4 protein-coding genes, 1 pseudogene and 1 riboswitch are annotated in these 6,917 nt (G+C 70.9%); of the genes and pseudogenes, 3 read left to right on the top strand and 2 right to left on the bottom strand.

From position 1 onward, the window contains the following. Positions 1-56: 56 nt before the first annotated feature. Positions 57-1,499: a glyceraldehyde-3-phosphate dehydrogenase gene (locus ACFV6I_RS36140; protein ID WP_063349745.1), complete on the bottom strand. Its 1,443-nt coding sequence runs from the start codon at positions 1,497-1,499 to the stop codon at positions 57-59. A gap of 297 nt (positions 1,500-1,796) precedes the next feature. Here ACFV6I_RS36140 and ACFV6I_RS36135 point away from each other — a divergent pair, with 297 nt between their 5' ends. Beyond that, positions 1,797-2,267, top strand: coding sequence for a GreA/GreB family elongation factor (locus tag ACFV6I_RS36135; RefSeq protein ID WP_063349744.1), 471 nt, complete (start codon positions 1,797-1,799; stop codon positions 2,265-2,267). Next, entirely contained in the window at positions 2,264-4,582 is a 2,319-nt protein-coding gene (locus tag ACFV6I_RS36130; RefSeq protein WP_063349743.1) for an FdhF/YdeP family oxidoreductase, read from the top strand. Before ACFV6I_RS36135 ends, ACFV6I_RS36130 begins: the two co-directional genes overlap by 4 nt. A gap of 43 nt (positions 4,583-4,625) precedes the next feature. On the opposite strand, the gene ACFV6I_RS36125 is transcribed toward ACFV6I_RS36130, so the two are convergent. Continuing rightward, positions 4,626-5,939 carry a YhgE/Pip domain-containing protein gene (locus tag ACFV6I_RS36125; protein ID WP_380430191.1) on the bottom strand — a complete coding sequence of 438 codons (1,314 nt, stop codon included), beginning with the start codon at positions 5,937-5,939 and terminating at the stop codon, positions 4,626-4,628. A gap of 211 nt (positions 5,940-6,150) precedes the next feature. Continuing rightward, a riboswitch (M-box (ykoK) riboswitch) is annotated at positions 6,151-6,328 on the top strand. 326 nt (positions 6,329-6,654) lie between these two features. On the opposite strand from ACFV6I_RS36125, the pseudogene ACFV6I_RS36120 reads away from it, so the two are divergent. Next, positions 6,655-6,917 (top strand): annotated as a pseudogene (locus ACFV6I_RS36120) (manganese transporter); the annotation flags it as partial.

Here is a 6,917-nt window from a genome sequence, read left to right as displayed (position 1 = left end):
GTACTGGTCACCGCCCCGCCGCCGGAACTGCCGGGACTACCTGAACTACCGGAGGATCAGACCGCCGGGGCCGGGTAGGTCGGGAACTCGACGCCCGAGACGTACTGGACGACCCGGATGACCTGGCAGGAGTAGCCGAACTCGTTGTCGTACCACAGGTAGAGGATCGCGTTGTCGCCCTCGACCTTGGTGGCGCCGGCGTCGACGATCGAGGCGTGGCGCGAGCCGATGAAGTCGCTGGAGACCGCGTCGGGGGAGTCGGTGAAGTCGATCTGACGCTTCAGCGGCGAGGTCAACGAGACGTTGCGCAGGTAGTCGAGGACCTCCTCGCGGTTGGTCTCGCGGGCCAGCTGCAGGTTGAGGATGGCGATCGAGACGTCCGGCACGGGGACGCGGATCGAGCTGCCGGTGATCTTCGCCTGGAGGTCCGGCAGGGCCTTGGCGACGGCCGAGGCGGCGCCGGTCTCGGTGATCACCATGTTGAGCGGTGCCGAGCGGCCGCGACGGTCGGCCTTGTGGTAGTTGTCCAGCAGGTTCTGGTCGTTGGTGAACGAGTGGACGGTCTCCACGTGCCCGCGCAGCACGCCGTACTCGTCGTCCATCGCCTTCAGCGGCGGGACGATGGCGTTGGTGGTGCAGGAGGCGCAGGACAGGATCTGCTCGTCGGGCTTGATCGTGTCGTGGTTGACGCCGTGGACGATGTTCGGGACGTCGCCCTTGCCCGGCGCGGTCAGCACGACCTTGGCGATGCCGGGGCGCAGGTGCTTGGACAGGCCCTCCCGGTCGCGCCAGCGGCCGGTGTTGTCGATCAGGATGGCGTCCTTGATCCCGTACTCCGTGTAGTCGACCTTGGTCGGGTCGTCGGAGTAGATCACGGTGATCTCGTTGCCGTTGGCGATGATCTTGTTGTTCGCCTCGTCGACGGTGATCGTGCCCTGGAACTGGCCGTGGATGGAGTCCCGGCGCAGCAGCGAGGCGCGCTTGACCAGGTCGTCGCCGCCGCTGTCGCGCACGACGATGGCCTTCAGGCGCAGGCCGTTGCCGGAGGCCTTCTCGATCAGCAGGCGGGCGACCAGGCGGCCGATCCGGCCGAAGCCGTAGAGGACGACGTCGCGGGCGTCGCGGCGCTCCAGCTTGTTCTCGCCGGTGGCGCCGGAGACGGCCTGGGCGGTGAACTCCTCGACCGACAGGCCGTGGTCGTCGGCCCGGTAGGTCGCGGCGAGCATGCCGATGTCGATCTGCGAGGGGCCGAGGTCCAGGGTGGTCAGCGCACTCAGGAAGGGCATCGTCTCGGTGACCGAGAGCTCGGCGCCGGCTATCTGGCGGGCGAAGCGGTGCGTCTTCAGGATGCTGACCACCGACTTGTTCACCAGGGACCTGCTGTGCAGCAGGACGGTCACGTCCCGCTCGCGGTGCAGTCGCCCGATGATCGGGATCATCGACTCCGCGATCTCCTCGCGGTTCTTCCAGTCCGTGAACACGTCGTCGTTGACAGTCACAAGTCCATCTTTCGAGCTGAGGGTGTTGCGCACATGGTAGCTTCGCCCGCCCCCGCCCCTTCCGCCGGTCCCTCTCCCCGCCCGCCCGACCGCGCCCCGCCCGCACCGCCCGGACCTGCGGCTTCGTCCCGGCCGGGGCCCACCGCCCCGCCGCCCACCCACCGCGAAGGTGATCACCGCCACCCCCGGGGCCGGTCGCGGAGGCCTCGCCCGTGCCGGATTTGCCGGGGGTGCGGGGTGGTGGGGTAATGGAAGCGACCTGTGCTTGAGCGTTCCGCGAACGACCCGGGAGCAGCCATGACAGACGGTCCCGAGCCCATCAGTGCCGAGGCCCTGCGCGCCGTGCAGGAGGAGTTGGCCGAGCTGCGCGCCGAGCGGGCGAAAGTGGTGGGGACGCTGCGCGGGGAGGACGTGGGCGACCGGGCGGACGCTGCGGACGAGTTGCAGCGGGCCGACGACGTCGCCCGGCTGGACGAGCGGATCGCCGAGCTGGAGGCCCGGGTCCGCGAGGGGGCCGCCGCCGGGCCGCCGTCCACGGAGGTGGTGGGGGTGGGCTCCACGGTCACCGTGCGGTTCGCGGACGGGGTGGAGGAGACCGTCGAGGTGGCGGAGCTCGCCGAGGTGCGGGAGGAGACCCTGGTGACCGCCGACAGCCCGCTCGGGCGGGCGCTGCTCGGGCGGCACGCCGGGGAGACCGTGAACTACGAGGCGCCGAACGGCGCGGCGAGCGCGGTCGTGCTGTCGGTCGGCGGACGGCGGGCTTCGTGAGCTCCCCCGACGACCCCCAGCAGGAGCCCGCCCGGGACGAGCCGGCCGTGGGCCCCGACCCCGTCGGGCCGCCGCAGTTCGCGCCGTACCACCACCCGGCCGCAGGCTGGGGTGCCGCGAAGAGCGTGACGCGCTTCCTGGTCAAGGAGGGCGCGTACGTGGACGGGCCCCGGGCGATCATGCGGATGAACCACGAGAGCGGCGGCTTCGACTGCCCCGGGTGCGCCTGGCCGGACGACACCAAGGGCCTGCACCTGGACATCTGCGAGAACGGCATCAAGCACGTCACCTGGGAGATGACCCGCAAGCGGGTCGGCCGCGACTTCTTCGCCGCCCACTCGGTGACCGAGCTGTCCGGGTGGAGCGACTTCGCGCTGGAGGACCAGGGCCGCCTCACCGGGCCGATGGTGTACGACGCCGGCTCGGACCATTACGTCCCGATCAGCTGGAAGGACGCCTTCGAGCTGGTCGGCCGCACCCTGCGCGAGCTGGACGACCCGAACCGGGCCGCCTTCTACACCTCCGGCCGGCTCGGCAACGAGGCCACCTTCCTCTACCAGCTGATGGCCCGCGAACTGGGCACCAACAACCTGCCGGACTGCTCCAACATGTGCCACGAGGCCAGCGGACGCGCGCTCCAGGCCTCGCTGGGCACCGGGAAGGGCACGGTCGACCTCAAGGACTGGGAGGTCACCGACGCGCTGTTCATCATGGGCGTCAACGCCGCCTCCAACGCGCCCCGGATGCTCACCGCCCTCGCCGACGCGCACCGCCGCGGCGCGCAGATCGTACACATCAACCCGCTGATCGAGGCGGCCGCCACCCGCACCATCGTCCCGCACGAGTTCGTGGACATGGCGCTGTTCAAGTCCACGAAGACCAGCACGCTGAACCTCCAGCCGCGCATCGGCGGCGACATGGCACTGGTGCGCGGCATGGCCAAGGCGATCCTGGAGCAGGCCACGGCCGACCCCCAGGCCCTGGACCGGCAGTTCATCGAGCGCCACACCACCGGGTTCGAGGCGTACCGCGCGCTGTGCGGGGCCACGCCCTGGGAGGAGATCGAGCGGCAGAGCGGGCTCGGCCGGGCCGAGGTCCTCAAGGCCGCCCGGGTCTACCGCGACGCCGACCGCTCCATCGTCAGCTGGTGCCTGGGCGTCACCCAGCACGAGCACGGCGTGGACACCGTGCGGGAGATCGTCAACCTCCTGCTGCTGCGCGGCAACCTGGGCCGTGAGGGCGCCGGCCCGTCGCCGGTGCGCGGGCACAGCAACGTCCAGGGCAACCGCACCTGCGGCATCGACCACCGCCCCTCACCCGAGTTCCTGGACCGCCTCGCCGAGGCCTGCGGGATCGACCCGCCGCGCGCGCACGGCCTGGACACCGTCTCCGCCGTCGAGGCGATGCGGCGCGGCGAGGTGACGGTCTTCGTCGCCATGGGCGGCAACTTCGCGCTCGCCGCGCCCGACACGCCTTACACCTATGAGGCGTTGCGCGGCTGCGAGTTGACCGTCCAGGTGAGCACCAAGCTGAACCGCAGCCACCTGGTGCACGGCCGCCGGGCGCTGATCCTGCCGTGCCTGGGCCGCACCGAGAAGGACCACCAGCGCGGCGGGGTGCAGAGCACCTCGGTCGAGGACTCGATGAGCATGGTGCACCTGTCCGTCGGCATGAAGCGCCCGGCCTCCCCGCACCTGCTGTCCGAGCCCGCCATCGTCGCCGGGATGGCCCGCGCGGCGCTGCCGGACAGCGGGACACCGTGGGAGTGGTACATCGAGGACTACGACCGCATCCGCGACACCATGTCCCGGGCCCTGGACGGCTTCGAGGACTTCAACCGCCGGGTGCGGCTGCCGCTCGGGTTCCGGATCAAGCAGCCGGCCCGCGAACTGGTCTTCCTCACCCCCTCCGGGCGGGCCGAGTTCTCCACCGCCCCGCTGCCCGACGTCGTTCCCGCCCCGGGCACCCTGGCGCTGGGCACCATGCGCTCCCACGACCAGTGGAACACCACCATCTACTCCGACAACGACCGCTACCGGGGCGTGCGGAACCTGCGCACGCTGGTCTTCCTGAACACCGACGACATGCGCGAGCGCGGCATCGCCGAGCTCGACCCGGTCGACATCACCAGCACCGCGAAGGACGGCAGCACCCGCACGTTGAACGGCTATCTCGCGATCCCGTACGACATCCCGCGGGGCTGCGCGGCGGGCTACATGCCCGAGATGAACGTGCTGTGCGCGATCGGCGACTACAGCACCCAGAGCGACCAGCCGATCATGAAACACCTCAAGGTCACCGTCACCAAGGCGTAGGAGGCGTAGGGATCAGGCGTGGCGCCTACGCCGACGACTACGTCTACTCCGACGGCTGCGGCGTCCAGCGGTGCAGGCCCTTGCGGTCGTAGTACCGGGTCATCCCGAAGCCGAAGGCCAGGGCGAGCACCACGCCGACCGCGATCATGGTCCAGCCCCGGGCCAGGCCCGCGTCCGCCCGGGCGTCGAAGAACAGGATCGCCCGGATGCCGTCGCTGAGCTGGCGCATCGGCTCGAAGACGCTGAGGAAGCGGTAGAAGCCGGGCACCGCCTGGAGCGGGATGGTCGCCCCCGAGGAGGGCAGCGCCAGCGCGATGAAGACGAACATGGACACCAGCTGCCCGATCCCGCCGAACGCCGCGTTGATCGCCTGGACCCCGAGGCCGACGGCGAGGCTGGCGCAGTAGGCGAAGACCCAGAGCAGCGCCTGGTGCGGGGCGTCCATGCCGAGGACGGTGACCGAGCAGAGCATCACCAGGGTGGTGGTGAGCAGCATGATGCCGGCCGTCATGACCATCTTCAGCAGCAGGGTCTGGGTGCGGGTGATCGGGACGGTCGGGCGCCGGGTGTGCCAGGGGCCGAGCTCGCTGTCGCTGTAGCCGAGCGCGGTGTCGACGCCGTTGTGGATGATGTTGCCGCCGATGAAGCCGGTCAGCACGGCCAGCAGGGTGTAGTAGAAGGCGCTCAGGCCGAGCCCGCTGTGGGTGCCGATCGGGTGGCCGACCCGGGTGGTGACGGCGAGCGGGTCGGCGAGCAGCAGCCGCGCGGTGGCGTTGGCGCCCGTGCCGGAGCCGGAGCCGGCGGGACCGGCCGGCGGCGCGGCGGCGGTCAGCTCCTTGCCGAGCGCCAGCGAGGCCTGGTGGGCGGCGGACTGGGTGATCTGGGAGGCCAGCGAGGAGCCGAGGCTGCCGAGGCCGGGGTTGGTCAGCACCGTCAGGGTGGGCCGTTCGGTGGCCCGGCCGGTGGTCAGTGCCGCCACGTCGGCGGTGAACGCCTGCGGGACGAGCAGCGCGCCGTAGACCTTCCCGGTGGAGAGCAGGTCCATCGCCTCGACCTGGTCGACCTGGCGCCAGTCGACGGTGCTGCCGGGCGTCCCGGCGACGATCTCCCGGGTGAGCCGCGCGCCCAGGCTCTCCGTCCGGCCCGGCGGCGGCGGGCCCTGATCCGCGTTCACCAGGGCGATCGGGAGCCGGTGCAGGTGCCCGGTCGGGTTGAGGATGCCGCCCATGTAGAGCAGCGAGAGCACCACGGCCAGCAGGCCGCACAGGATGCTCGGAACGAGCCACAGCTTCGCGTGGCGGGCGAGCACGAGGGCCCGCGCCTGCCGGGGACCGTCCTGGGAGCCTGCGGACGCCATGCCACCCCTCGGATTCGGGCGCAACCTGGTGCTGCTGCCGATGCGGTGGGAAGTCGTTCCGTGGCGGCCCGGCGGCAAAACCCCACGTCACCCGATCCGCCCCGCCGTGCCTCGCCGCGCCCCGGCCGGGGCAGCCGGGACAGAAGGTAAAGGTTCTACCAAGTACGCAAGTATTGGCCTCCGCGCGGTCTATGCTTCTGGAGGTTTGAAGAAGGCACCTCGTTCGGTGAGGCTTCTTCACGGACACAGGCCACTGATCCGACGACGTCGAGAGACGCCCAGGGTTAGGACAGATCTTCCCGACCTAAGGGTTGATCCGAAGTGGCTTCCGGCCCGACCGGGCTGGACACGCCGTGGAGTGCCAAAGCTCTGACGAGTTGGGGTGAACCGGCGGTCGCTTCGCGCGCCGGCGAACTCCTTGCCGCGTCGATCACACGCACCACGGGGTGCGTCGACCGGGAGGAGGCGAGAGACATGGATTGCAGTAGTCCGGGCCACAGTTGCCCCTGCCCCCGCTTGTCCTCGCACACTCCCGGCACGCGGTAACGACCCTCCCTGCGCACATCTCTGACGGCTCATCACCTCAACACCCGGCTTCGCCGTGCCCGAACGGGCCCGCACCGCCGGGTGGCGATGCGCCGCGCCCGTCCGCAGGGGGATCGCCGCCGTGCGCCCCCGATCGCCCCGCCTGTCCGGGGCCCACGGGAGGATCGTCATGACCACCAACGCCACGCTCGACTCCAAGGTCCCCGCCCCGCGTTCAGCGGTACTGGACGACGCCCACGTCGGCGACATCAAGGGTGCGCTCGGCACCATCCGGCTCGACGACACCACGCCGCGCCACGGCCTGTCCGCAAGACTCAAGACCCTGCTGGCGATCGTCGGCCCCGGCCTGATCGTGATGGTCGGCGACAACGACGCGGGCGCCTTCTCGACGTACGGGCAGGCGGGGCAGAACTACGGCACGCAGCTGCTGTG

The organism is Kitasatospora sp. NPDC059803, assembly GCF_042732255.1.
In the GTDB taxonomy this organism is placed as follows: domain Bacteria; phylum Actinomycetota; class Actinomycetes; order Streptomycetales; family Streptomycetaceae; genus Kitasatospora.
This window is presented reverse-complemented; position numbering and strand designations above follow the sequence as displayed.

Coding starts and splice junctions, on each gene's coding strand:
- ACFV6I_RS36135 (WP_063349744.1), top strand. CDS start 1,797: ATGACAGACGGTCCCGAGCCCATCAGTGCCGAGGCCCTGCGCGCCGTG.
- ACFV6I_RS36125 (WP_380430191.1), bottom strand. CDS start 5,939: ATGGCGTCCGCAGGCTCCCAGGACGGTCCCCGGCAGGCGCGGGCCCTC.